Annotated in this window: 16 protein-coding genes; 7 read left to right on the top strand and 9 right to left on the bottom strand. The window is 43.9% G+C overall.

Going from position 1 to position 25,162, the window contains the following annotated elements; translation table 11 throughout:
- Positions 1 to 124 precede the first annotated feature (124 nt).
- Entirely contained in the window at positions 125 to 553 is a 429-nt protein-coding gene (locus tag J3P37_RS18195; RefSeq protein WP_256012784.1) for a gamma-glutamylcyclotransferase family protein, read from the bottom strand.
- A gap of 62 nt (positions 554 to 615) precedes the next feature.
- Between J3P37_RS18195 and J3P37_RS18190 the strand changes: the two genes are divergently transcribed.
- Genes J3P37_RS18190 through J3P37_RS18180 form a run of 3 tightly spaced genes read left to right on the top strand, consistent with a single transcriptional unit; the run spans position 616 to position 3,891 of the window.
- Entirely contained in the window at positions 616 to 1,974 is a 1,359-nt protein-coding gene (locus J3P37_RS18190) for a glutamine synthetase family protein (protein ID WP_256012783.1), read from the top strand.
- A 1-nt stretch (position 1,975) separates the two neighbouring features.
- Entirely contained in the window at positions 1,976 to 3,010 is a 1,035-nt protein-coding gene (locus J3P37_RS18185; protein ID WP_256012782.1) for an aminoglycoside phosphotransferase/kinase family protein, read from the top strand.
- A gap of 29 nt (positions 3,011 to 3,039) precedes the next feature.
- Positions 3,040 to 3,891: an HAD-IIA family hydrolase gene (locus J3P37_RS18180; RefSeq protein ID WP_256012781.1), complete on the top strand. Its 852-nt coding sequence runs from the start codon at positions 3,040 to 3,042 to the stop codon at positions 3,889 to 3,891.
- A gap of 72 nt (positions 3,892 to 3,963) precedes the next feature.
- Here the strand turns inward: J3P37_RS18180 and J3P37_RS18175 are convergent, their stop codons facing one another.
- The 3 genes from J3P37_RS18175 to J3P37_RS18165 all read right to left on the bottom strand — a co-directional run bounded on the left by J3P37_RS18175 (position 3,964) and on the right by J3P37_RS18165 (position 10,985).
- Positions 3,964 to 6,162 (bottom strand): LruC domain-containing protein, encoded by a 2,199-nt coding sequence (locus J3P37_RS18175; RefSeq protein ID WP_256012780.1) that lies wholly within the window; start codon positions 6,160 to 6,162, stop codon positions 3,964 to 3,966.
- A gap of 241 nt (positions 6,163 to 6,403) precedes the next feature.
- Complete coding sequence (locus J3P37_RS18170) at positions 6,404 to 8,605, bottom strand: LruC domain-containing protein (RefSeq protein WP_256012779.1); 2,202 nt, start codon at positions 8,603 to 8,605, stop codon at positions 6,404 to 6,406.
- Positions 8,606 to 8,789: 184 nt separating this feature from the next.
- Positions 8,790 to 10,985, bottom strand: a complete 2,196-nt coding sequence (locus tag J3P37_RS18165) for an LruC domain-containing protein (RefSeq protein WP_256012778.1) — start codon at positions 10,983 to 10,985, stop codon at positions 8,790 to 8,792.
- A 167-nt stretch (positions 10,986 to 11,152) separates the two neighbouring features.
- On the opposite strand from J3P37_RS18165, the gene J3P37_RS18160 reads away from it, so the two are divergent.
- From J3P37_RS18160 to J3P37_RS18145, 4 genes are all read left to right on the top strand, one after another.
- Positions 11,153 to 11,383, top strand: a complete 231-nt coding sequence (locus tag J3P37_RS18160) for a hypothetical protein (RefSeq protein WP_256012777.1) — start codon at positions 11,153 to 11,155, stop codon at positions 11,381 to 11,383.
- Between the two features lie 220 nt (positions 11,384 to 11,603).
- Complete coding sequence (locus J3P37_RS18155) at positions 11,604 to 11,828, top strand: hypothetical protein (protein WP_256012776.1); 225 nt, start codon at positions 11,604 to 11,606, stop codon at positions 11,826 to 11,828.
- A 374-nt stretch (positions 11,829 to 12,202) separates the two neighbouring features.
- Complete coding sequence (locus J3P37_RS18150) at positions 12,203 to 14,560, top strand: TonB-dependent receptor (protein ID WP_256012775.1); 2,358 nt, start codon at positions 12,203 to 12,205, stop codon at positions 14,558 to 14,560.
- Between the two features lie 2 nt (positions 14,561 to 14,562).
- On the top strand, positions 14,563 to 15,780 hold the full coding sequence (locus tag J3P37_RS18145; RefSeq protein ID WP_256012774.1) for a PepSY-associated TM helix domain-containing protein: 1,218 nt from the start codon (positions 14,563 to 14,565) through the stop codon (positions 15,778 to 15,780).
- A gap of 176 nt (positions 15,781 to 15,956) precedes the next feature.
- Here J3P37_RS18145 and J3P37_RS18140 read toward each other — a convergent pair whose 3' ends face one another.
- The 5 genes from J3P37_RS18140 to J3P37_RS18120 are packed head-to-tail and all read right to left on the bottom strand — an operon-like array spanning position 15,957 to position 25,039.
- Positions 15,957 to 16,853: a BT_3044 domain-containing protein gene (locus J3P37_RS18140; RefSeq protein WP_256012773.1), complete on the bottom strand. Its 897-nt coding sequence runs from the start codon at positions 16,851 to 16,853 to the stop codon at positions 15,957 to 15,959.
- Positions 16,854 to 16,875: 22 nt separating this feature from the next.
- On the bottom strand, positions 16,876 to 18,900 hold the full coding sequence (locus J3P37_RS18135; RefSeq protein WP_256012772.1) for a RagB/SusD family nutrient uptake outer membrane protein: 2,025 nt from the start codon (positions 18,898 to 18,900) through the stop codon (positions 16,876 to 16,878).
- 19 nt (positions 18,901 to 18,919) lie between these two features.
- Entirely contained in the window at positions 18,920 to 22,045 is a 3,126-nt protein-coding gene (locus J3P37_RS18130) for a SusC/RagA family TonB-linked outer membrane protein (RefSeq protein ID WP_256012771.1), read from the bottom strand.
- 18 nt (positions 22,046 to 22,063) lie between these two features.
- Entirely contained in the window at positions 22,064 to 23,416 is a 1,353-nt protein-coding gene (locus tag J3P37_RS18125; RefSeq protein ID WP_256012770.1) for an IPT/TIG domain-containing protein, read from the bottom strand.
- Positions 23,417 to 23,452: 36 nt separating this feature from the next.
- Positions 23,453 to 25,039 carry a calcineurin-like phosphoesterase C-terminal domain-containing protein gene (locus J3P37_RS18120; protein ID WP_256012769.1) on the bottom strand — a complete coding sequence of 529 codons (1,587 nt, stop codon included), beginning with the start codon at positions 25,037 to 25,039 and terminating at the stop codon, positions 23,453 to 23,455.
- Positions 25,040 to 25,162 lie beyond the last annotated feature (123 nt).

Here is a 25,162-nt window from a genome sequence, read left to right as displayed (position 1 = left end):
ATCCCTTCGAAGAATTTATGTTGATTTGAAATTCATGGCACACGTGGCACGCCTGGGCCAGCATTCGCTTCCATCAAAAGAAATTATCTTATTCCCGCTCTTCGAGATCTGTGATCTCGAAGCCCTATCGTAGGTTCTTCGAACCGTTCTTATACTCCAAATAGTCCCCGCCACTGATTAATTTCAGCCCTCTTTCAGACAGCTTAAACATATATACCCAGCACGACAATGCTTTCACCAGATCACCAGCCCCCTCACTCTCCACTTCAATCAAAACCCTTTCGTATTCGCAGTAAGTTTGCCCGATTCCCTCATAATAATCGAGATGCTTCAACACCTCGTCAACCTTTTCCATCTTGACGATGGTTCCGTAAACATAAGCATTGGTTCTTTTATCATACACTGCAGCAGGATAACTTCCCAGATCATATAATCTCCCCTTAAACTTTCCGCGCGAAATGACGGTGCTGTTTGCCCTTAGATATTCGGCGAATTCGTTCCCCACTTGCAGCAGGGTGCCATAAATAAAAAGCAATTGATTTGTATGTTCCATAAGAGCTAAAATCGTTTATATTTATCTTTTAAATGACCTTAAGCACGTAAAACACGACACTAATGGATAAGCAAGAGATCATCAGGTATTTAAAGGAAAATAATATAGCAAAAATAAAGTTTGCGTTTGCAGATATAGATGGTATTTTACGCGGCAAAATAATAAGCAGCCAAAAGTTTCTTGACGGACTTGAAAGCGGCTATGGGTTTTGCGATGTGATTTTTGGCTGGGATAGCGCTGATGAGCTATATCCAAACGTTGAAGTAACTGGTTGGCAAACCGGCTTTCCCGATCAGCTTTGCCGTATCGATCCTGAAACTTTCCGCCTTATTTCATGGCAGGATAATTTACCGTTCTTCCTGGCTGACTTTAGTAAAGCCGATGGAAACGATCTTCCTGCTTGTCCCCGAAGCTTGCTAAAACGCATTATAAAAGACTGTGATAACCTTGGCTACCATGCCGAGTTTGCCCAGGAATTTGAATGGTTCAATTTCAGAGAAACACCCGACAGTCTGCAGCAAAAAAATTTTAGCAATCTCCAGCCGATTACGCCTGGCATGTTCGGCTATTCCATACTTCGCCCTTCTCTTTATAACGACTTTAATAATGATCTCTTTAACCGCCTGGCAGATTTCAATATAGGCTTGGAGGGCCTGCATACCGAAACTGGTCCCGGCGTGTACGAAGCAGCAATTACGCATGATGAAGTATTGAAGGCTGCAGACAAAGCAATACTACTCAAAACCGCAGTGAAAGAGATTGCTTACAAACATGGGATCCTGGCCTCTTTCATGGCGAAATGGAATGAGGAATTACCTGGCTGCAGCGGCCATGTACATCAGAGCTTATGGAATAAAGAGCAGTCAGCAAACCTCTTTTATGACCCGCATCAGCCCGATAAGATGTCTGAACTGATGAAGCACTACCTGGCTGGTCAGCTATATTGCCTACCCCATATTTTGCCTATGTATGCTCCAACCATCAATAGTTATAAGCGCCTCGTTGAAGGTGCCTGGGCTCCAACTACCGTTACCTGGGGCATCGAAAACAGAACCACGGCACTACGTGTGATCAATACCTCACATCAGTATACCCGCCTCGAAACCAGGATTCCCGGATCAGATACAAATCCTTATCTGGCAATTTCCGCAGCCTTGGCTTCAGGACTGTACGGCATTAAACATAAGCTGAAACTCGATATTGCCTCAACAGCAGGCAATGCCTATGAAAATAAGTCGAGTGCCCGGCTTTCATCAAACCTGTACGAATCGTCGCTGATCATGCAGGAATCATCACTGGCAAAGGATCTTTTTGGGGATGAGTTTGTTCAACACTTCACCAGCACTCGTATCTGGGAGTGGAAAAAATTCTCAAAACAGGTAAGCGACTGGGAACTAAAAAGATATTTTGAGATCATTTAAAATGGATTATTCACTTATTATTAAAAAAGCCTGGAAGGAATACGACCCAACAAAAATCATCCGTAAAATTGAGGATATCAGCGCGATGGTTTCAACCAATCATGTTTTCAGGGTAACTTTTGATGATGATGATATTGTAATTGCTAAACTATCCTATTTTGGCAAGTATGAACACTTTAAGGAAGATCACCGCATCATTCATTCTTTAGCCAACAACTTACTCTATCCCTTCGAAAATGTGCTTGCAAAATCACTGTTAAAGAACAACAGGGTTTTTACATACCACTATAAAAAAGCAAAGACAGACGCCTGGGTAATATTCTACAACCCTGTAAGGGTACAGCAACGCCTTCCCCGTCGTCTCGACGAAAACCAGATCCGCAAACTGGGCGAACAGATCGGCCGCTTTCACAGAGCCTGTTCGAAAGTTAAGAACCTACCCAAATCATCGAAAACACTACGTACAGACGTCAATGTCCTGTTAAAACAGCTTAGCAGGAAAACACAGAAGGAATTCGACGAGCAGCAAAAAGAAGTCCTAAGGCACCATTGCGATCAATTTCTGGTGAACCGCCTGAAATGTAAAGCCGACGCTTTTGAATCTATACCTGTCTTCATCGACTGGAACATCGGGAACTTCTCCGTCACCCCCGGTTTAAAACTTTATTCGCGCTGGGACTATGACTGGTTCCGGATGAGTACCCGCATGATGGACTTCTATTTCTTCAGCAGGGTAGTTTCTGATATCGGCGACCGTACCGTCTTCAGTTATGTGATAAGTCCTATGATGGAAGAACGCTTCCTGATCTTCCTCCAGGAGTACCACAAAGTGAATCCCCTAAGTTCCAACGAGATTCGCTTTTTAAAGGAAGTGTATCGTTTTTTCATTCTTAACTACGTTATTAAAGATGGGACTTACTTCTTTAACGAACAATACGCCAAAAAACTTCAGGCTGAAGCATTTGATATCTATCTTCCGTCGATCGACAGGGATTTTGATGCGAAAAAGATATTGAACGCCTTAAAGCTCAAGTAAGAAATAATTTCCTGTTATATTTATAAAGAATGATACAACTCTCAGATTTCAGATCAGTAATTGACCAGTATAAAATAGTTTTCTTCGATGCTTTCGGGGTTTTAAAAAATTATAAAGGCCTTGTACCTGGAATCGAAAACACATTTGAGTATCTCGAGGCTCAAAATAAAGAATTTTACATTGTAACAAACGACGCTTCCAGGAGTCCGGTTCAACTTGCAGAATCCTACCACAGGGCAGGTCTTTATGCGGTTACTGCCGACAGGATCGTATCTTCCGGGATGCTTGCAAAAGAGTACCTCGATCTCAAAGTGCATGAAGGCATTGTAGCTTATCTTGGGACTCCGAATTCAGCCCATTACATAGACGACTCCGATCTTCATACCCTGCCCGTCAGCAGTATCGATGAAAGCAACATAGACAAGGTGAGTGCCCTGGTATTTCTGGACGATGAAGGTTTCGACTGGTTTAAAGACTTAAACACAGCGGTAAACCTCATCAGGAAGCGACCAATACCGGTAATTGTTGCCAACACTGACTTTTCTTATCCGGTTACAAAAAATGAGGTATCCATTGCCGCGGGTGGAATAGCCAGCATGATCGAAACCATAGTCGGCCGTAAATTCATCCGTTTTGGCAAACCCGATTCTCAGATGTTTATGTTTGCTTATGATCTTATTCGGGAGCGCAGACCGATTGTAAAAAAAGATATTGTAATGGTTGGCGATACGCTGCATACCGATATTCTAGGCGGAAATAAATTCGGCTTCGATACCATATTGGTGTTAAGCGGCAACACCCTTCCCGGAGATGCAATAACCAGGATCAATGCCACTGGCATAGTTCCCACCTATATCTGCGATTCAGCTGTAGTTGAATAATATTCAACAGAACTTACAAAAAAAGGCCGGTGAAAGCCGGCCTTTAAGAGAGATATAATTTAGATAATAATTCTATTTAAACAGGTTAGAAGTGTTCCGGTAACCGCTTCCGGTATTAGAATACCAGTCCGTATAACTACTTCCGCCTGAAGAGATCCACATTGGAAGTCTTAAGTAAGCTTTAACAATATCCTTACCTTCTACCGGATAATTGAACTCCTTAACAGGGATACTTATCGCCCATGGATAGCCATCCGGGCTGATATAATATCTGCCAGCAGCTACACTTGAATTATCATCTCCTGTTCCGAATAAGCTTACATCGGCAAGAGAAGTTGGCTTTCTACCAGGTAAATGGATCTCATAACCGCGGCCTGCAACTTTATTCCAGATAAATGGATTGTATTCACTCAATCCAAAATCAGCCAAAAGCGGACCATTACTAACTTTAAAACTAATTGGGTATGACTTTGCTGGCAACACCGCCTCTTCCTTACGAGTATTATAAGAATACATCTCAGCATGCATGTTATCAAAGAGGATAATTACTGCTTTCTGTTGACCTTCTTCAAGGGTACCTCCGATTACATCGCTAACAGATGAGCGGCTCACAGGGAACTCTATGCCGAAACCATTATGGAAAATACCACCACGCGCCTGAAGGTTATATGTACCTGCTACTTCCACTACTTTATTCTGTGCATCAGTAACCACCTTTAACTGGTAAGACATAACCACGTCGTTCATGTCGTAATCGCCTTTTACTGGCCACTGATCCTCAAACGCTACTGTAGCTCCTGCATTTGAACCTGGCCCAGGATAATAATTGTCATAGGCTTTTTCGGGATCATTTGGATAATCATCCAGATTATCGGACACGCCATCACCATCTGAATCAGCAACCTGGCTTTCGCCGTTGCCCGGAGTACAACCTGTAGGTGCAATATAAAGGTCACATCCCTGGACTGCCCCCTCTTTAAATAATCTTTCAGTAAGCGTTGATTTGTAACATACCTGCAACGGACCTATAAATTTCTGACCATTTGATGTTTGGTTGGCATCAAGAATCAAATTGTTATCAATTGTTCCCGTTATATTAACCAGAGAAGTACCTGCATTACCTACAAAATGACCACCGATCTTTTCCAGATCTTTAGTTACGAATAATGCACCGCTGTAGAGATTGATCTTAGCATTGGCATTTATTTGAGTACTTGTACCTACCGAAACATAACCATAGTTGTTTAATGTCTTATCTATTATTGTATTGGTAACAACGATTAGCTTACAGTTATTATTGAAAACACCATTGCTATTTACCTGAAGCTTCTTTATGGTCGCAGAGGCGTTATTTGTATAAGAAGTGGTACTGTTCACATTCATTGTACCACCAACAGTTAGTACACCGTCGTTGGTATGCCCCGAAACGTTTCCGGAATTAATGTTGTAATCGCCATTAACCGTTAAAGCTCCGTAATTATTTACTTTGCCTGAACACGCCAGATTTCCAGAAAAAGTAACCGTTCCATAGTTCTTTAACACGTGACTTGATCTGTCAAGATCGAGATTAGAGAACGACACATTACTGCCTGCCGATACAATAATCTCCACAGCAGACGTTCCGGAGTTTTTGTTTAAGTTTTGAACAGTTAATCCTGTTCCGCAAATCTTAAGCGTACCGCCACCACTTCCTAATTCTACGTTAAATATTTTATTAGAACCTGTAAGACAAACGGTTTGACCATTTGAAACACTAACATTCTGCCAATTTTGAGTAAGTAATATACTTTGATTGCAACCTGATGTACAGTCAGGGCTAATTGCAGACGTCCCTGATGTATTTACCGCTGAAAGGCCTTCAAGCTTGAGAGAAGCGCCTAAAGACAACGCTATATAGGAGCTCCTCACCTGCACCTTCTGAGAAACGCTTGAATTATCAGGAGCAGTCTTCACAACAAAAACTTCCTCAATTGTAGAGGGGAGATAAACTTTAGTTTTAAAAGGAGCGCTTAAAGTAGCGGACCCCTTCGAATAAAGAGTGCCGTCAGTACCATAAATCGCAACCTGGTGTATAGCATCAGAAAAGCGTACATCGGTAACTGAAACGTCGAAAGTAACATCCCTTGAAGACTCCCATGTAAAGCCATCCGGGACTTTAACATCCGTGAGCTTGTCAACATTCAGTTGCCCGTCTGACTGCCCATCTTTTTTACAAGAATAAATAGCCAGGGTAGAAATGAATAATAAACTTAGTAGAAACTTTTTTTTCATATATCGTCAATTGTTCTGAAACAACACCCCTCCTGGTTCAAGGAGCATGCCATTGGGATTCGTGTATATATAATAAGCGGAAAGCAACCACAATAGCTTGTTTACAGCGACTTAAACCTGAATTTAATGCAATACTCGCTTCGCAAAAACAAATTGGGGAAATTACAGCCTGTGCTTAAATTTCCCCAATTTTAAAATAACACTTCCCCGTTTCGGGGAAACTAAGCCCCTGAGCGACTATTTATTCCCCTGCTTTATAAAAGTTATTCTCATTCCGGTAGCCGGAAGTGCGATTGCTATACCAGTCATTGAAGTTAACACCGCCAGACATAACCCACTGTGACAATTTTAAATAGGCAGTGCCGATGTCCATCCCTTCAAGAGGATAAGAAAGATTTTTCACCGGAACGCTGATAGCCCAGGGAAAACCCTCAGATGTAACGTAATACATACCTTTTGATGGATTGCTTGCATCATGACCAGAACCGAAAAGCTTCGGATCTCCCAGACTTGTTGGCATATGTCCGGGTAGATGAACTTCATAAGACCGCCCTTTTCCTCTATTCCAGATAAAGGGATTATATTCTCCGAGGCCGAATTCACTTAAAGAAGGACCATTAGTTACGGAGAAACTGATCATATACGTTTTTGCAGGAGAGAAAGGATCTGTTGCGCGCGTATTCATGTACGGCAACTCGTTTTGCATATTGGTGAACAAAATAAGCACTGCTTTATCCTGACCTTCTTCCAGTATAGCGCCTTTAACATTACTTACTAAACTGCGGTTTATTGGAAACTCTATGCCGAAGCCATTTTCAAAAATCCCCCCGCGGGCATTTAAGCTATACGAACCACTAAGCTCGACCACCTTGTTGGCAGCATTGGTAACCACCTTTAACTGGTAAGACATTACTATATCATTCATGTCATAATCACCCTTCACCGGCCACATATCCTCAAAAAGAATCGTTGCGCCGTCGTCAACTCCCCCCCCGGGATAATAGTTATTAAACGCTTTAGTAGCATCATGTGGATAATCGTCAATATTATCCAGCACCCCGTCCCCATCAGTATCCTTAACAGGAGCACTTCCATTACCCTCTGCATTACAACCAGACACAGGAATATATAAGTTGCAATTCAGAGATACGGTATGTTCAATGGTTCCATTGTTTTTTTCAAGCCCGTTAGCATCACAATAACTGAAATTACCGGTCAGCGTCCCGGCGCCGGTCAGTTCTGTTTCATTACTTACTTTAAATAAGGAGCCCGAATCGTACCCTTTGATAGTTCCGTTTATTTTGATGTCCCTGGTGCTTATCATCGACCCACCGTAAAGGGCCAGTTCAGACGATCCGTTAACAAATATTTCTCCGTCGACTTTGATATAACCATAGTTCTTCATCAAAGTACTATGATCATATTCGTTTGTTACTAACAACTTGCAATTATTGATAAATGTTGCGTGGTTAAAAACCCTTAAATCGGTCGCTTTAACAGACCCGTTATTGTAAAAGAAACTATTAGACCCTACGTCTAACTGGCCATTGACTATCAGTGTCCCATTGTTGGTATGTTCTGTAACAGGACTGGTTTGTGTTTCCGTACTATACTCGCCATTGACAGTCAACACACCAAAGTTTTTTAATTTACCGGCAAGATTTATCCCACCTTCAATAGTAAGGTGTCCATAATTTTCCAGCGTATTGTTATTCTGATTAAAGTTTGTCGCCCTTTTCTCATCAAAGGTAACACTGGCATCAGCAGTTATGATGATTGCCATTGGATCATTGATCCTGTTATTCGCTAATTCCTGGATGGTAAGATTAGTACCACAGATCCTTAAAGTTCCGCCTCCCGAACCAAACTGAACATCAAAAGACTTATTGCTGCCATTCACACAGATAGTTTTTCCACCAGATACGGAAACCGTTTGCGAGTTTGTAGTCAAGGTTATCGTCTCGGAACAGCCTGTAGTACAATCGGGACTATCAGAAGAAGTATTAAAAGCACTGTTGACCGAACTTACGGCTTGAACAAGAGGTGCACTTAAGGTCAATGTGACTTTATCACCATCTAACCGGATTTTTTGAGAAGTGGATGAGTTGTCGGGAGCCGTTTTGACCACAAATACCTCGCTCACTGTTCGCGGAACATAAGCCTTGCTCTCAAAAGGTTTAGTAAGGGAAGCCGCTCCTTTGGTAATCAGCCCGCCATCTGCCGAATAAATGGCAATCACATGAATATTATCCTGGAAACGATTGTCAGCAATAGCTATCTTAAAGTTGATATCCCTGGATGACTCCCAGGTGAACCCATCAGGCACATTCACGTCGGCAAGTTTGACTACGCCAGCCAGACCATCAATCTGCCCATCTTTTTTACAGGAATAAATCCCGAGAGAGGATACCAATAATAAACTTAGTAAAATTTTTGTTTTCATATATCTCATCAGTTGCACTAAACAACTCTCTCCCTGTTTTCAATGAGCATGCCATACAGGCTTGTGCAGGATATATTGCAGAACAAAACACTATATCCTGCCCAAGTAAAATCAACACCAACTCGGAATCGCCCATATAAGGAGCCACATTTCCCCTTTTCGGGTAAAATAAACCCCAGAACTGTTACTTATCCCCTGTTTTGTAAAAATTACTATCATTCCGGTAGCCGGAAGCGCGATTACTATACCAGTCATTGAAGTTAACACCTCCAGATACTACCCACTGTGACAATTTCAAATAGGCAGTGCCAATATCCTTTCCTTCAAGAGGATAGGGAAGATTTTTCATTGGAACACTGATAGCCCAGGGAAAACCTTCTGCTGTAACGTAATACTGCCCTTTAGCTGGATTACTTGCATCATGGCCAGAACCGAAAAGCTTTGGATCTCCGAGACTGGTTGGCGCATGTCCGGGCAGATGAACCTCATACGACCGCCCTTTTCCCCTATCCCAGATGAAGGGATTATATTCTCCAAGACCAAATTCATTTAAAGACGGACCGTTTGATACTGAAAAACTGATAGTATAAGTTTTTACCGGAGAAAAAGGATCTGCCGGGCGGGTATTCATGTACATCAGCTCATTTTGCATATTCATAAACAAAATAAGCACTGCTTTATCCTGACCTTCCTCAAGAACAGCACCTTTAACATTGCTTACCAGGCTGCGGCTCACGGGGAACTCTATTCCAAATCCGTTTTCAAACACTCCGCCACGTGCATTCAAATTATAAGTACCACTAAGCTCAACCACCTTGTTGGCAGCATTGGTAATCACCTTCAGCTGGTAAGACATTACCACATCATTCATGTCGTAATCACCCTTCACCGGCCACATGTCCTCAAAAAGAACCGTCGCCCCGTCGTCAACTCCCCCAGAAGGATAATAATTATTGAACGCCCTGGTAGCGTCGTGAGGATAATCGTCAATATTATCCAGCACCCCGTCCCCATCAGTATCCTTAACAGGAGCACTTCCATTACCCTCTGCATTACAACCAGACACAGGAATATATAAGTTGCAATTCAGAGATACGGTATGTTCAATGGTTCCATTGTTTTTTTCAAGGCCGTTAGCATCACAATAACTGAAATTACCGGCAAGCTCTCCTGCACCAGTCAGTTCTGTTTCATTGCTCACTTTAAATAAAGAGCCTGCATCGTATCCTTTAATCGTTCCGTTTATTTTGATATCTCTGGTGCTTATCATCGACCCATTGTAAAGGGCCAGCTCCGAGGATCCATTAACAAATACTTCTTTTTCCACTTTTATATAGCCATAATTTTTCATTAAGGTACTATGGTCATATTCGTTGGTCACCAACAACTTGCAATTATTGACAAATGTTGCGTGGTTGAACAATCTTAAATCCGTGGTTCTTACAGAGCCGTTATTGTAAAAGAGACTATTAGACCCTACATCTAATAGTCCGTTGACTATTAGCGTCCCGTTATTGGTATGTTCGGTAACAGGACTGGTTTGTGTTTCGGTACTATACTCGCCATTAACCGTCAATACACCGTTGTTCTTTAATTTACCGGCCAGGTTTATCCCCCCTTCAATAGTGAGCTGCCCATAATTTTCAAGAGTATTATTATTCTGATTAAAGTTAGTTGACTTCTTCTCATCAATTACAACACTTGCCTCCGCTGTAATTATGATAGCCGAGGGATCATTAATCCTATTATTCGCTAATTCCAGAACGGTAAGATTTGCGCCACAAATTCTTAAGGTTCCGCCTCCCGAACCGAACTGGACATCGAAAGACTTATTACTACCATTTACACAAACAGTCTTTCCTTCCGATACTGAAACGGTTTCATAGTTTTTAGTTAAGGTTACAGTCTGCGTACAGCCAGTAGTGCAGTCGGGACTGCCAGTGGCAGCATTGAGGGTATTGTTCAAAGAGCTTACTGCCTGAACAAGAGGTGCGCTTAAAGTCAATGTAACCCTGTCACTGTTTAACCGCACTTTCTGGGAAGTTGATGAATTGTCGGGAGCCGTTCTGACGACATACACCTCGTTTACCGTTCCAGGAACATAAGCCTTACTTTCAAAAGGTTTAGTCAGGGAAGCTGCCCCTTTGGTAATCAGCCCACCATCTGCCGAATAAATAGCAATAACATGAATATCCTCCTGGAATCGATTGTCAGCGATAGTTACCTTAAAACTGATATCCCTGGACGACTCCCATGTAAACCCGTCTGGCACTTTGATTTCCGAAAGACTCGTATCAGCCGAAATTGTCTGATCTTTTTTACAGGAATAAAACATTAAACAGCAAGCTGCAAAAGAAGAGAGTAAAATTTTTCCATTCATACACAAAATCAAGGGACTATTCCCTTTCGGGGAGATGTACGGGAAAGCGGGCAGCAAGGTTATGTGTTTTGTATTTTTTAAGGAAGAGATACCTTAACATAACACAAACACAGCAATAAGTTAAAACGATTTGTCTTGTTTTGTCAAACTAGCAAGATTAATTTGAAATGAAAACAACACAACCAGAGATCAGTGCAGACCTGCAGAAGTTCATTGACAAATATGAGCCTAATAAATTCAAGCTATTAGCCAAAGGCATTGAAATCAGAGGTATTAATGATCTGCACCGGAATATCACCGAGGCAAAAACACTGATTGAAAAGATGAAGTTGAACCTAACAGTAGCTCACAACGCCAAAATGGTTTGTTACGGAGCTTTCGAAGTGAATAATTTATAAGGAAGTAGGGACTGGCGTTTCATCGGTATCGCATCTTAATCGTATAATACCTCCATTTCCCGGCAAATTCAATATTGGATTTCCGCATTGCCGACAGAACACAAAACAAAAAGCCCCCGATTTACGAAATCGCGAACCGGGGGCTTTTTTTATAGAGTGTAATTTTTAGTAGGCTCCTAATCACCAGTATACCTCGAACTTGCGAAGTTAAAGCACGCCAATGTACGGGCAAACACCCTACCTGATTAACGCCGGTTTACAATATGCCGGGGAGCGGCTGGGGCTTAGCCTGGCTTACAACAAGTCGAGCTACAAAACCTATACGGTGAGCAGCGATCTATCTCTCATCGAGTATGAAGGGAGAAACAGCGGCATTGCTCAAGGAACCTATTCATCCTGTATCCGAGGAGAAACCTTTACGTTTTTTTTGATGGAACAGCAATAATTGATGAAATCCCGGAACTGGCAAGCCCAAAAAATCCGGTTAAAATGAATCTTATACTCTTCAGAACCAACCTCTAATTATATTTGGAACTGGAAAGTCACCACCATTCCTTAAATATTTCGCACTTCCAGGAGAGTTAGGTAGTTAAAACAGTTGCCATTGCCGATGCTAGGCGAGATTAGCTAAAGGCGATGTATTTGGGCAGGCCCCTATAATGTTATTTGTAATTAATCTAAATTAGTGTTTTATTTGCAACAAAAATTATAGAAAACATGAAATAATTCCAAAAAAGACAAAAGCCAGTGGTCCGTCGCCAAACATCCCACCGGCTCAATGTAAACAGATTCTTCAACCCATTAAACATTTGAACAAAGATGTATGCTTTAGTATTTACTAAGAAATTTTTATTAATTTTTATTTTTTTTATCGCCAGTGCGATTGCCTATGCCCAAACCGGTACCATTAAAGGAACGGTAAAAACCTCAGACGGTAAGCCCGCCGAATTTGTGACTATCAGCCTCAATGGCAGCAAAAAAAACATTTCTGTTAATCAAAAAGGCTCTTATCAGCTCAACCGTGTCGCTCCAGGTACGTATACTTTAACGGCTAAAATGGTTGGGTTTGCCAGCCAGAGCAAGGTAGTTGAAGTACGGGCAGGTGAAGTTGCTGTAGCCAATTTCATGCTCAACGAAAACAACGAGAAGTTGCAAGAAGTCGTGGTCAACGGTATCAAAACTAACAAGTTCGCAATTAAAAAGAGCGATTTCGTTGCACGTTTGCCGTTAAAAAATCTGGAAAATCCGCAGGTATACACCGCTGTTCCTCAGGAGTTGCTGACCGAGCAAATTGTGGTCGATTTTAAAGAGTCACTACGGAACGTCCCAGGCGTTGTACCCAATAACAATCCGGCAGGCGGTACCGGCGGTACCTTCCGAGGCTTTACTGCCACCACGACCGTACGTAATGGCATGGCCGTCCAGTCCTACCAGTCGGATCCAATCAACCTCGAACGGGTGGAAGTGATCAAAGGCCCTTCAGGTACGTTGTTCGGAAGTAGTATCGTCAGCTTCGGAGGTCTGATTAACCAGGTGACTAAAAAACCTTACGAATCCCTGGGCGGTGAAGTAAGCGTCACACTCGGCAAATACGAATTGAGTCGCATAACAGCCGATGTAAACACCTCCCTGAACAGCGACAAAACCGCGCTCCTGCGCATTAACGCAGCGACGCACCGTGAAAATTCCTTTCAGAATTTTGGGTATAAGCGCATGATCACGTTTGCTCCGACGTTCTTGTACAAGGCGAGCGACCGGCTGACCTTCACCCTGGAAGCGGAACTTAATAAGACCAACCGTACCACGGTTGCTTACCATCAGAATCTGCAGAATGTGCCGGGGCTGACCAGCTTCAGGGATATACCGATTGACTTTAACGAGTCGCTTAGTGGCGCCAACCTGGACGCGGAACTTTCGGCCACCAACGTTCTAGGCGAAGCTCGGTACAAGATCTCCGATCAGTGGTCGTCTTCCACGAACGTCGCCTATGGCGAAAACCAGATAGATCACAGCCATCAGATCTACCCGCAATGGAACACCGATGCCGAGGGCATATTTTTCAACCGGTCGATCTCCAGCTACGGTCCCCGGGTATTTACTTCACTAAACCTCCAACAGAATTTTACCGGTGATATTAACATCGGCAATTTCCGAAACCGGGCCGTAGTCGGCGTCAACTTCTATAATTTCCGCAGCTTCCTGCGGTTTACGGCGACTGGTATTTATGACAAGATCTATCCAAACAGCGGCAAACCGATTCCGGCCATCAACCTGGAAAAGGTAAATGCGCTAATGGCCGCCACGAACCAAAGCAATACCGAATCTACCCAATCGGCGGTGAGCGTCTATGTATCAGATGTATTTAACGTCACAGACCGCCTGTCGGCGATGCTCAGTTTGCGTGCCGATCGTTTCACCAACGGACCGACGCTCTCAAATGGCGTGCTCAACGAGACGACCGCCTACGAACAGACCGCCTATTCACCGAAATTGGGCTTGGTCTATCAGGTAGTTAAGGATAAGGTGTCCCTGTTCGGTAACTATATGAACGGGTTCCAGAATGTGGCGCCGGTTACCCGCCCGGGCTCAGATATTATAGACGTGTTTAAGCCGCGCCAAGCCAATCAGTGGGAAGGCGGCGCGAAGTTCGAGCTGTTTGACAAAAAACTGAACGCTACCTTTAGCTATTACGACATTGGGATCAGCAAAGACACCCGCATTGACAATGGGATCACCATCCAGGACGCGACCTCAAAAAGTAATGGTTTCGAAGCGGAGCTGATCACGAACCCGGTAGCGGGGCTTAACATCATTGCCGGTTTCGCCACCAACGATTACAAAATACTTAAGGCTGCACCAGCAGCCATCGGAAAAAGGCAGGCCCAGGTGCCTGACAAGTATGCCAATCTCTGGGTGAGCTACAAGTTTATGCAGACGTTGCTGCGCAACTTCGGACTGGGTATTGGCGCCAATCATGTATCCAGCAGCTATTTTGATGCAGCCAACACCATCACCCTACCAGGCTACACCTTGGTCAGCGCCACCATCTTCTATGATCAGCCCAAGTGGCGTATTGGTTTGAAGGGCAACAATGTAGGCGATGTGAAATATTGGAGCAACTGGGGGATTGCGGAAACCAGAAGCCAGTATCTGGGAAGCGTCACGTTTAAATTTTGACGATGAGCACCATCGCCGCACGCAGAAAGTCCACTTTTCGCAGAATATCGGAGTGGCTGCACCTCTGGCTCGGTCTGATCTCGGGCATCATTGTATTTGTCGTATGTTTGACCGGTGCGCTGTGGGTGTTCCGTTACGAAGTATATTATTTTACGGACGCGTACCAGCGGGTGGAGGAAAAGCAACAGGCTTTCCTCCAGCCCTCGGAGCTGGCGGAGCAGGGAAAAGCATACCTGAGTGCGAAGAAAGATACCGGGGCGGTATTTGGCAGTATCACCTACGGTAAGGGCAAGTCTGCCATCCTGAGGTTTGGCCTGCCGCCGCAAAAATTTGCCCTGCTCTACCTCAACCCCTACACCGGCGAAGTGCTGCATGAGAAAAGGGAACCCTCGCCCGCAGAAAAATTTTTCATTTTCATACGGGCGGGTCACCGGTTTTTCTGGCTGCCGCAGAAGATTGGCAGCCCGCTGGTAGGCACCGGCTGCATCATTTTTGTCATTACGCTGATCACTGGCCTGATCTGGTGGTGGCCGAAGAAGTGGACGCGGAAAACTCGTGAAAAGAGTTTCAAAATCAAATGCAACGCTAAATGGAAGCGCTTGAATATCGATCTTCATAACGTGCTAGGATTTTACTCCCTGCTGTTTGTTCTGCTGCTGACCATTACAGGCATTACATACTCTTTCCATTGGTTTGCTGACGGGGTATATAAGATCCTCACCTGGAAAAGGTATGAACGGACCGTCGAACGAGGCCCCTTGTCGGATACGCTTCTAAGCTTAAAACCGGTAATTAAAAGTAAGGAAGATCTAGTCTGGTTAGACATTCAGAGAAGGCATCCGGACTATGCCCGGGTGGTGATCAATGTCCCTGAGCAGGCCCGGCAGACATATCATGCCTCTGCATTTTTTGGAGATGGCACACTCATCTATAACCGTGCGCAGTACTACTACGATCAGTTCTCGCTCAAACCGCTCAGGCTGCACACGCAGGATGGGCTGCGTTATCAGGAGCTTTCCTTGGGCGAAAAGATATTCCGGATGGATTTCGACATCCACACCGGGCAGATACTCGGATTGCCCAGTAAAATACTGGCATTCATCGCCAGCATCATTGGCGCTGGTTTGCCGGTGACGGGTACGATCATCTGGTACAATCGCAAATGGGGTAAAAAGAAAACCGGAAAAAATTCAAGGACTGGACATATTACTGCTGCTTAAAAAAGTTATACCCAGCGGCAAAGCTGGGTATGACTTCTATGTTTAGGCGAGGGCTCAGTAACTGTTTTCAGTTATCACTTAGTGTGCTGCAGATCTATGTCGTGACAATCTGCGCGTACACCTTTAAGGTACAGAAAAGGAGTGGAAAACTGTGTTTCCTACTCCTTTTATATACTTTATTTGTTGACTTGAATACGGAGTTCTTCCTGCATAGTATGTGTCGAACCATTGATCACATATTCATATGATATTGAAAACACATTGAACTTCCGACCAAAAGATTCCTCTACACGGAAAACGTTCGGATACCGATCGTTTCCGTCTATTTGTCTTACTACGATGTCTTTATAAGGTTTAATTGTCACTTTGTTGTCTGCACCAACCTCTAGGATAATCGATGTCTTGTTGATATGATCAGCATCACTTTCAAACGACTCAGTGCCGGCAACCATCTTCACGCTGTTGCGCGATAAGGGAAACAGCTTTTTATTGCCTGCCGTGATTCTTTCATCGACAAGTCCTGTCATCGCATAGAAAGTGTTATCTGCCTGAGAGGCGTAATCATTCTTAATGAGTACTTGATAGAGAATAGAGTTTTTCTTTGAATTAATTTCAACGCCAGACATATCCCTTGCCTTCAATTCGATAAAGTAGGTTGAATCCGGAGATAATCCCTCAGGGTTTAATTTTACCATTGTGCGCCCTGTACGCTGACCCGCCTTGACCACGATCCTATAATCTTCGATCACATACCTGTCTTTAGGCAAAAGTTTAGCATATAATCTTTCATCAGCATCAAAAAGAGATCTGTTGTAGACGTCCAACTGTTCATCGTCTTCCTCTAAGTGGATAACCATATCTTCTGTTGGTGCATATGTCCCACCAGCTGAAGCCGCAATATATCCCGTTACCTCCTCACCGGTGAGGGGCACAATCTCCTGGAAGGTATTATAGTAGCTGCTGCTAATTAGCGCAACTTCGTTTTTATACATCTCCTGCTCAAATACTTCGTTGTCTTTGCACGATGACAGCACTGCAGCCAATGCCAACATCGTTATATAACTTCGTTTCATCTTATTCTTTTAATCATTTAACCTAATAACCCGGATTCTGATCCACAGACGGCAATCTTCTCAGTTCCACGCGTGGTAAGGGCATAAACACTAACTTCTTATTAACTACGCGAGACATGAAGGAGGACGTTCCAGGAATAACTCGCTGGTAGTAATCCTCCTTGGTAGCTCCGTCAGGGTTCATTCCACGGATTGGCTCACGCTCAGTTTCCTCGTAAATGCCCCAGCGGCGAACATCGTAATAACGTCTGTTTTCCCATAGCAGTTCTACCATACGTTCGCGCTCAATCTCTTTCTGAACTTGAGTAGCGCTACTTAACTGCGTTGTGTTAAGCCCCGGAAGACCCGCTCTGTAACGTACCAGATTGAACGCCCCTTTCATCTGGTCAACATCACGTGAAACAGTGTATTGCTGGTCTCCCAGTGTTACTGTGTGGCTACCAGTTAACTTGTTAAGCGCCTCTGTGTAGGATAACAGGATTTCTGCATAGCGAATAATAGAGTAAGCCTTTTTGATATGTCGGGCACCTGTACCCTGAAACGCATCCATCGGGTGGTTATATTTTTTGATTACATAGCCAGTAATCGGATAGTTCGGCGATGTTGCTGTTACCCCACCTCTACCGTCTGCATCCTGAAAATAGTACTTTGCAGTATGACTGTTTAGCGAGCTGCTAGATTGTGCTTGCCAAACTGCCTCGTTAAACCCAATCGATGCATAAAAGCGCATCTCGCGGTTAGCATACATTTTGTATACACCCGAATTGAGCGGATATCCTGAGAAGTTTCTAGGCTTATCAGTGAATCCAGTCTCGGAATAATATCCGTCAGCGGAAGCCTCTTCTTTCGTCCGTCCGTCGTCCATCAGATAAGCATCGACTACTTTCTGTGTAACGCAGAAGCGGCCCCAGCCACCTAAAGATGGAGGCATTGAACCTTGACTGATAGTGGATACCAGGTAGTTTGTGTTTCTACCCCAGATAATTTCCTTATTAATCTCAGCAACTGCTTCGCCGGTGAAGATATCAGAATAAGATTTCAGCGCGTCGATTCCCGCGGCGCCATCGGGATAAGTACCATAAAAGTTTGGATCTGAGGTAACGCCTACTGGAAGTGAAGGTGTGTTATCATCGCTCGGTACAGTGTATAGCCTGTATTGGTTCATGTCCATTACACGCTTTGCTGCAGCCGCAGCCACAGCCCATCTTGATTCATCGTACTGCTGTGATACATAGTTTACATTGTCTGTCTTCCGTTTCCAGTTACCGAAATAAGAACTAGCAGCTGGACCACCGTTGAACAGCGGACTTGCATGAATAAGACGCAGGCGGGCAACTAAAGCAAAAGCAGCACCCTTTGAAGGCCGGCCAAAGTCTAGCAATGACACTTCTTTTGGAAGAAGCACTGCTGCCTTTTCAAACTCAGTGCAAGTATAATCCATTGTTTCATCGTAGGTAGCTCTGGCACGATCATAATATTCAATGGGTTCGTTTGTATTTACCACCTCATCATTAAGCAGGATCGCTGGACCATAATCTACCAGGATATTATAATACGCATAAGCTCGGATAAAACGGGTGTAGCCTTCTATACGGAGGCGGTCTGCGGTTGTAAAGCCTCTCGGGCGATCTAAGTTTTGCAAGATACTGTTACACTTTCGAATGATCTTGTAGTATACACCCCATTGATTTAGGTTAGGGTTGCTATCTCCGAAGAAATCTGGAGAGATACGCCCTGTAGCAAAATCCATCCCATAATAGACGTTGCTTGCCCCCCCGCCTGTAAGTCCGTTTAAACCTTCATCAGTAGCCATCGGACCAGGTGTGTAACCGAAACGAATGGTGTTTGACTCGTCTGGAAACATTGCCGCGGCGCCCCACATATAAGCTTCGATGTTACGAGGATTAGCAAAAGCTGAATCGATGTTAAATTCGTCGTCGAAATAATTGTCGATATTTAAATAATCTTTTTTACAAGATGAGACCATAACAATCATCTGGATGACGATGGCTACTCTTGCTATTTTCGTTATGATTGACGTTTTCATGTCTTGAATTATAAACGCATTAAAAGTTCACGTATACCTGAAATGAATAGGTAGACGGTATTGGATACTTACGTCCGTTCCAGGCAGCTTGCTCCGGATCAAAAATTTTGACTTTATCCCAGATATATAAATTGCTACCTACGAACTGAAGGTCCATAGAAGAAACACCGATCCGTTTCAGGAAAGAAGGTTTAATGTTGTAGTTCAACGTAACTTCTTCCAGACGGATATAGCTCGCGTCTGCTTGCCAGAATGTTGAAACCTGGCTATTATTCGCATTATTTCCGTACTGTAAGCGTGGGAAACGAGCGTTCGGATTTTCTGCCAATGAGGGATCAATACCATTAGCTATTGCGTAATCCCTGGGTATCCAACGATTTTTCGGGTCTGCAGCCATGTTGAGTACGTTACCCAGGTTACCTTCGAAGAAAGGCATATAACCCATACCATTAGGTTTTTTTTCATTATCAACCTCCATCTCCTGACCAACATAGAAGAAAGATGTTTTCCCTGTTCCCTTGAATAGCACACCTAACGTCAGTTTTTTGTAGCGGAACTCTCCGCCAAAGCCAAACATAGATAATGGGTAATTGCTATGCGTTAGGGGAACCATATCCAACTTATCGATAGTACCGTCACCGTTCACGTCCTTATACTTGATATCTCCGGGCAGCACGTCGCCAAAAGTCTGCTTTGGACTGTACTTGATATCGTCTGCGTCCTTGAATAGTCCAAGTGCCTGGTAACCACGTATCGAATTGTATGGGAAACCGTTGTACTCAAGGTATGGATATTCCAGGTAGGCTTGCTCCCAGTTCTGCACAACATTCTTAGAGTAGGTGTAGTTACCTCTTAAAGTGAAACCAATGTCGTTTGTTACATTGGTTGTGTAACTGATATTACCATCAAGTCCGGAACTTTTCATACGGCCTACGTTAGCGAAGGGGTTAGATATTACACCTACATACTCAGGCACCTGTACCCGCTGTTGAAAAATACCATTTCGTTGGTCCTTGAAGATATCAACCACAAAGTCGATCTTATTATTAAATAACTTTCCCTCAACGCCCAGGTTTGATTTTATAGCTTTCTCCCAAGCCAGATTATCAGCCCCAATTCGTGTTTCTTTGATTATTTCAATACCGGGAACGCCCCATACATCATCTCTGCCCTGATTTACTTTCGTCAGATAAGGGAAACGGATACTGGTAATCCGGTCATTTCCAACAGTACCATATGAAGCTCTGATCTTCAAATAATTAAGCCAAGGAGCTTTCTCCTTTATGAAATCATAACCAGTAGGTACCCAACCCAGCGCTACAGAGGGGAAAAAACCGTACTGTCTTCCTGGCTGGAAGTTTTCTGAACCAGTGTATCCAAAGTTCACATCCAATAGATAAGTATCCCGGAAACCGTAAGTCAGCCTGCTGGATACACCCTGATAGCGCAATGGGATGGCCTCGAGGTTGCTAGTTGCGTCTCTGGTATCTTTAGCATCACTCATGTAATAATAAACCAATGCTGAGGTGCGGTGATCTGTACCGAAAACCTGATCATAGTTGATCACTGATTCCAGAAAGTATTTTCGGTACTGACGTGTAGTCCTAGAGTAGCTTGCTTTTTGTTCCTGCACCGTCTCCTGCATAACCAATGAGCCATTGTAGGTACGGCTTAGTGCCCTGTAGAGTGCTGGTTGGACTCTCCGGCGCTCTTCAAAGTAACTATGTACATCGTAGGCACCCTGAACCCGGAATTTAAGTCCGTCTAGCACCTTTGAGAGGTCCTGGTTTAGGGCGAGGGTTGTTTTTCCTTTGAAAAGCTGATCTGATGCGCGGCCTGTACGATTGATCATCACATAAGGAGATGAGCGGTCTTCGCCGCCTAAGCCCGGAAGCATACCATTAGAATATTGCGTTGGAACAGCCAATGGTGTGAGTCGTGACTGCGCGCCCCAGATATAGTCCGTATTTGCCAATCCCGGTTGATCCAATTTGGACAAGAATCCGTCTGCACCCAGAAATACCTTAGTACTCTTGGTTAGGTTTACGTCCAGGTTGATCCGGTAATTGTACGTGTCAAAACCAACGTTAGAACTGTATACACTGCCTTTGTCAACTTTATAGGCTGCGCTCTCGGATTTGCCGCCCAAACTAAGAAAGTAGCGCGCTACTTCGGACCCACCGCGGGCACTCAAATAGTAACCCTGGCGCCATGAGGTTTTGTTGAGGATTTCATCCTGCCAGTCCACATCCGGATACATATCAGGATCCAGACCGTCGCGGATGATGCCCATCTCCGTTTGATTATACAGTGGGCTCTGGCCTCTGACCGAAGTTGCCTCATTAGCAAGTAGTGCATAGTCGTAGGCACGCAAATATTTGGGTAAACGATTAAGATGTGATAAGGTTGTATTGGCACGTGCAGTGATCTGGATGCGGTCAACTTGCCCACGCTTTGTTGTAACCAAGACAACCCCATTAGCTCCGCGAACACCATAAACAGCAGTAGCGGATGCATCCTTTAAGATTGAGAAGCTTTCTATATCGGCCGGATCGATGGTGTTTAGATCGCCCTCCAAACCGTCGATAAGTACAAGGGCTGTGCTATTGGCACCAAAGGTTCCGATACCACGTACCCAAAACTCGGAAATATTTTTACCCGGTTCACCGCTGCTTAGTCTTGAGATCACACCCGCAGCACGTCCGCCAAGCAGGTTGGCGACCGAAGGTGCAGGAGACTGCAGATCTTTTACATCTACGGTTGTTATGGCACCTACGGAACTGATTTTTCGTTGTACATTTCCAAGTCCTACGATGACGACCTCGTCCATGGTTGTGGAACTTTCGGCAAGGGTGATCTTTAAATTGTTGTTAGATTCAATAACAACATGTTCTGTGGGGTTAAAGCCGACAAAGCTAAAAACAACTTTATCGCCATATATTGCTTTAATACTGAATTTACCGTCGCTGTTTGTAGACGTACCTATAGATGGTTTGTCTTTTACATAAACAGATACGCTTGGAAGGGGTATATTTGACTTGTCTACAACTGTACCCGAAATCGTTAACTCTTTCACTGCCTGTGCAATTGTTGTTTTGACCGACAGGCACAAAAACAGCATGCACATAATCCGAATGAACTTCATTTTAGATATATAGATTTATTATTCAATAACTAGTTTGCGTATACGAGCATTGCTCCAGTCGGCGATATAGATATCACCTTGCTCGTTGACTGCCACCCCCCAAGGTTCGTTGAACAGCGATTCGACTGGTCCGCCATCTTTGTAACCAGCGGTGCCTGGCTGACCGGCTACTGTTGTTACGATGTTATCAGCCGATACCATACGGATACAGTGGTTGCCATAGTCGGCCACAAACATGTTTCCATCATTGTCGAACTTGATATCCTTCGGATAGTTGAATAAAGCGTCAGCCAGAGGCCCGTCGCGAAATCCGCTACCGCCAGGTGCATTAAGTCTTTTAAATCCTCCCGAGCCGTTTGGATCACGAAGATCCAAAACAGAGATACCTTGTCTGAATTCTGTTGGTCGCGCATTGGAATGCAGCGTGATGTACAGAAGCCATGGCTTAGCCGGGTTGATTGCCTGACCATATTGAGAACCATACGGGCCTTGGTGTACAATTTTAGCCTCCATGGTTTCAGGATTTATTTTTGCAATCTTTCCGTCACGGTATCTGGTATAAAGATGGCCGTCGTACGGACAGAAGGTTACGAAGTTTTTGTATCGGTCAGCATCTATGATTGAACTCAAATCCGATGGCGAGTACTTTACATTCCGCTGCCTTGGATACCAAGCCTCGCGAGGGTCGAACGTGAAGATCACTTCCTTGGTAGACTCGTGAGCCGCAGTAAGCATACCACTTGCCCGATCGACGGTAAGACCGTTTGCGTATAAAATACGACCTGTGGCGGGCGATTCGATCAGAGGCGTAACTATATTTTCCCGCTCATTAATTCTAGCTACTCCGAACGTACCTCCATCGCGCCAGGACATAAAGATGTTACCCTCCGAGTCTAGCTCCAGGTATTTTCCATAAACTTCTGCCTCGGACAACTTACCTGGCTTAAAAGCTTGCTGGCCATTGCCGGTAACTGTGCTCACCTGAGCTTGCGTATGGTAAGCGAAAACATTCTCATAAGTAACGGAGTCTTTTCCTACCACCACGGAAATACGCGGGTTAGCTCCTGGAAGCCTGGGTATGATGGCATAGATCCTATCCCCGCTTGAGGAGACAACTGAAGCTTTAGCCTTGTTAAAATAAACTTTTATTTTATCTGGATCAGTACCAAAGTTCTCACCGTCCAGAAGAATTTTATCTCTGGCTCCACCTTCGTTCGGATAGAAAGATTTTAGAACTACTGGTTTTGACGCATCGTATTTTTTACCTGGTTGTTCCTTTTCCGTCTTACAAGATAAGATTGAAAGAGAAACAAAGCATATCGAAAACAGGGCAATAAGGGTCCTGTCAACAAATTTTTGCTGATTTTTCATTTTAAAAAATTTAGATTAGGATAAAGTCCCGCTAGGCTATTTTGCTGGTTCCTCTACATTAAAGGATTGTTCTTGAGTAAATACATTACCGAACATATCCGTTGCCCGTACCTGGATTTTGTGGGTACCTGCCTTAAGCTTACGCGCTGGGATGCTTCCTCTCCATAGGTGCGTGCTTTCTACACCATTGGACGGTCTGCGACCCCGCAATAACTGATCTGCCAGATCCCATTTGTATACTTTTGTCATATAAGACGGATCTGCATCCTCAACATAAGTCATAGGTGACCACTTGCTATCATCAATGCGATATTCTACTTTATCGCCTTCAGCTCCCATGAAAAAGTTAGCAAACACTTGTGCACTTGTATTTCTACCGCTTGCGACTACTTTCGGGCTGAATATTTCAATCTGGTATTCCTTGGATTTACCAGCAACCTTGTAGTCAATCTTATACTTATTGTTATCGATTGTCAAGAATGCATAACCCTTTGGCGTACCGTCTCTCATAGTTGAAGCAGGAACACCTTGTTCGTTGAATTCACCCGAGTACCAATCACCAGAGGTTGTTCCGGCATTATACTCATGATGCGGTTTTTCCTGATGCCAGCCGTCTGCTTTACCATAAAAATTATGTCGCTGTAGATGCGTGTGGGCAGACATGGATAAGGTGTTTGGATAGTCTTTTAAGAGGTCAAAAAAACGTTGTCTGTCTTCTTTTCTGAAAGGGCTGTTTTCTTCTTCTTCTATGAATAACGGAATGTGAAATGCCAGGACGACCAATTTATCTTTGCTGACAAGCTTAAGGTCATTTTCAAGGAAATCGAGCTGATCTTTTCTGAATCCGCCCCAGTAGCTCTTCCCGTCGCGCGGGTCTGGATAAAGGATATCATCTAATACGACAAAGTGCGCGTTGCCATAGTTGAAAGAATAGTTTGCGGGACCGAAATTTCTTTCGTAGGTCTCATCAGACAGCGAATCTGTTTTCGCGTCATAATTCATATCGTGGTTACCGATCAGGTTATACCAGGGAACTCCTACCTCACTAACCGCCTTGATATACGGGCTATGAAGTCCGAGGTTATCACCAACCAGGTCACCAAGACTTAAACCAAAAGCGATATTTTTTATGCCTTTTAACTCGGCAACTACACCCTTAGCAAAATAGTCGACCTCTTGCAGCGTATACGCCTGCGGATCACCGAATAAAAGTGAGGTAAATTTTGTTGACTCCTCGTAAGGGATTAAGGCAAAATCAACTGATTTGGGCAACTTTCCTGTAGGCTCCGATCCTTTGTATTTAAAGCCGGCCGGCGAACCTAGTGGCTTATGTATATAATAAAATGCCGGTTGGTTTGCTGCATTCACAGGCACCCGATAACCTGTAGGTTTGATCACAAATAAAATATTATCCTTGCCTACCGGCAGTTCATAGTACCCTTTGCTGTCTGTCTGTACAACATTTACGCCATTACTAACCGCTACTCCGGCTATGCCCTTTTCTTTGTACTCCTTCTTACTATTTGCGTTTATATCTTCAAAAACATACCCTTTTGCTTTCGTTTGCGCGAACCCTTCCGAACCGACAAAAAGGCCAATTAAAACTGATAAAAGTATCTTCATATACGTGTTGTTTGATACCGCAAAAGTACTGCTGCGCTGTTACGCGATAGTTAACAAAGGATTACCATAAGGCATAAAAAAATGAAAAATTCATCAGTTTTGTTATGAAAAACTTCAAATCTA

The sequence above is a fragment of the Desertivirga xinjiangensis genome, assembly GCF_024436435.1.
In the GTDB taxonomy this organism is placed as follows: domain Bacteria; phylum Bacteroidota; class Bacteroidia; order Sphingobacteriales; family Sphingobacteriaceae; genus Desertivirga; species Desertivirga xinjiangensis.
The sequence above is the reverse complement of the archived record's forward strand: the minus strand, read 5'-3'. Positions and strand labels throughout refer to the sequence as shown.